Raw genomic sequence first — 2,947 nt, 5'->3', positions numbered from 1 at the left:
GCTGTGCCATGAGCTGAATGTACTGAACCCGTCGGTCACGCCGCCGTTCCAGCTCGACGACGACAACCTGTCCGAAACCACGCGCCTCACGCATCGTGTGCTCGACCTGCGCCGTCCGCAGATGCAGGTGAAAGGTATCGTGCGCGCTCGGCCCGAGGGCACGGTGAACGCTGGCCTGACGAGCGGCAAGATTGAAGTGCTGTGCCATGAGCTGAATGTACTGAACCCGTCGGTCACGCCGCCGTTCCAGCTCGACGACGACAACCTGTCCGAAACCACGCGCCTCACGCATCGTGTGCTCGACCTGCGCCGTCCGCAGATGCAGCAGAACCTGCGCTTGCGGTATCGCGTGGCAATCGAAGTGCGCAAGTACCTGGACGAGCAGGGTTTCATCGACATTGAAACGCCAATGTTGACCAAGAGCACGCCGGAAGGCGCGCGCGATTACCTGGTGCCGTCGCGTACGAACCCCGGCCAGTTCTTCGCGTTGCCGCAGTCGCCGCAATTGTTCAAGCAATTGCTGATGGTCGCGAACTTCGATCGTTATTACCAGATCGTGAAGTGCTTCCGCGACGAAGACCTGCGCGCCGATCGTCAGCCGGAATTCACGCAGATCGACTGTGAAACGTCGTTCCTGAGCGAGCAGGAAATCCGCGACTTGTTCGAAGCGATGATCCGTCACGTGTTCAAGAAGACCATCGACGTTTCGCTCGACGAAAAATTCCCGGTCATGCTGTATTCGGAAGCCATGCGCCGCTTTGGTTCGGACAAGCCGGACCTGCGCGTTAAGCTCGAATTCACGGACCTGACGGATGCTGTCCGTGACGTTGATTTCAAGGTCTTCAGTACGCCGGCCAACTCCAAGGATGGCCGCGTGGCGGCAATCCGCGTGCCGCGCGGCGGCGAGATGACGCGTAGCGAGATCGACGGCTACACGGAGTTCGTGCGTATCTACGGCGCGAAGGGCCTGGCCTGGATCAAGGTGAATGACATCGCGAAGGGCCGCGACGGCCTGCAAAGCCCGATTGTAAAGAACCTGCACGACGCATCGATCACCGCGATCATTGAACGGACCGGCGCGCAAGACGGCGACATCATTTTCTTCGCGGCGGATCGCGCGAAGGTGGTGAACGACAGCCTGGGCGCGCTGCGCCTGAAGATCGGTCACTCGGAATTTGGCCGCGCGAACGGCCTGTTCGAATCGGGCTGGAAGCCGCTGTGGGTCATCGATTTCCCGATGTTCGAGTTCGATGAAGAAGACAACCGCTACGTGGCCGCGCATCACCCGTTCACGAGCCCGAAAGACGAGCATCTGGAATATCTGGAGACAGATCCGGGCCGCTGCCTTGCCAAGGCTTATGACATGGTGTTGAACGGCTGGGAAATCGGTGGCGGGTCGGTGCGGATCTATCAGGAAGAAGTGCAGAGCAAGGTGTTCCGCGCGCTGAAGATCAACGCTGAAGAAGCGCGGATCAAGTTCGGCTTCCTGCTCGACGCGCTGCAGTACGGCGCGCCGCCGCACGGCGGTATTGCGTTCGGTCTGGATCGGATTGTCACGATGATGGCCGGTGCCGATTCGATCCGTGACGTGATCGCGTTCCCGAAGACGCAGCGCGCGACCGACTTGCTCACGCAAGCCCCGAGCGAAGTGGACGAACGGCAGTTGAAGGAACTGCATATTCGTTTGCGCCAGCCGGAACCGAAGGTGCAGTAAGCCGTAATCCATCTGCAACACCCGAAACGAAAAAGGCGCCTGATGCGCCTTTTTCGTTTTTTGGGGTACATTCTTCGGCCAGCTTCCACGAATGGCCGCGCCGTTTCCAAAATGCCCAAGCCGCCAAAAATTCCCGAATCCGTTCTTGTTGTCATCCATACGCCCCAAATGGACGTGCTCGTCATCGAGCGCGCCGACCGGCCGGGATTCTGGCAGTCCGTGACGGGCTCGAAAGATCACATCGATGAACCCTTCGCCCTCACCGCCGCGCGTGAAGTGGCCGAGGAAACCGGCATCGTGGTCGGAAGCCCGGGCGTGCCCGAGCGTTCGCTCATCGACTGGCATCATGAGATCGAGTACGACATCTATCCCGAATGGCGGCATCGCTATGCTGAAGGCGTGGTGCGCAACGTCGAGCACCAGTTCAGCCTGCTCGTGCCGCACGGCATTCCCGTCACGCTCGCGCCGCGCGAGCACACCGCATTTCTCTGGTTGCCGTTCCGCGAGGCCGCGGCGAAATGTTTCTCGTCGTCCAATCGCGAGGCGATCCTGCAATTGCCCGAGCGGCTCGCGGAGCACAGCCGGTGATGGGTTTCGGCGGACCTTCGCGTCGCTTTGCGCGACTCAAGCAGGCGCTGTTTCGCGGCCGCCGCCCGGGAAGGTTGTGCTTCACGATCAACAACACGGTCAAATTGCTCAAATCGGGCGATGCGTTTTTTCCGGCGCTGATTGGCCGCATCGACGCCGCGAAGCACGAGGTCTCGCTCGAAACCTATATTTTCTGCGATGACGCCGCCGGCCGCGCCGTTTCGACCGCGTTGATGAACGCGGCGCGGCGCGGCGTGCACGTGCGCGTTATCACGGACGGCATCGGGACGGCGAAGCTTCCGCTTTTCGATGAATGGCCCGCAGCGAACATCGAACATCGCATCTATAACCCGCATCTGTTCGGTCAGCTCGGGTTCTCGCGGACGCATCGGAAACTGGTGGTGATCGACCGGCAGATTGCGTTCTGCGGCGGCATCAACATAGTCGATGACTACGAGCAGAATGGCATGCGCATCGAATTCGCCCGATGGGACTTCGCGCTGGAGGCGCAGGGGCCCGTGGTATCGGATGTTCGCGAGGCCTTCGATCTCCAGTGGCAGCGGATCCGCCTCGGCGTGAAACCGCGCACCGCACGTCCGGCGGATCAGGGCGGCACGCCCGGCGATTCATCCCGTAGCAGCCGGA

General features: G+C 61.1%; 3 protein-coding genes. All 3 read left to right on the top strand.

Annotated elements, in window-relative coordinates; genetic code table 11:
• Position 1 precedes the first annotated feature (1 nt).
• A complete protein-coding gene (aspS, locus tag ACRXB1_RS33830; protein WP_449494510.1) occupies positions 2-1,714 on the top strand; it encodes an aspartate--tRNA ligase in 1,713 nt (570 codons plus the stop codon).
• Positions 1,715-1,825: 111 nt separating this feature from the next.
• On the top strand, positions 1,826-2,302 hold the full coding sequence (gene nudB / locus ACRXB1_RS33825) for a dihydroneopterin triphosphate diphosphatase (RefSeq protein WP_449494509.1): 477 nt from the start codon (positions 1,826-1,828) through the stop codon (positions 2,300-2,302).
• A partial coding sequence (locus ACRXB1_RS33820; protein ID WP_449494508.1) for a phospholipase D-like domain-containing protein occupies positions 2,302-2,947 on the top strand: 646 nt, incomplete at its 3' end. The genes nudB and ACRXB1_RS33820, both read left to right, overlap by 1 nt.

This window comes from Caballeronia sp. M23-90 (assembly GCF_053574605.1).
Note: the sequence above shows the minus strand (reverse complement) of the source record. Positions and strands in the feature narration are given on the sequence as shown.

Coding starts and splice junctions, on each gene's coding strand:
- nudB (WP_449494509.1), top strand. CDS start 1,826: ATGCCCAAGCCGCCAAAAATTCCCGAATCCGTTCTTGTTGTCATCCAT.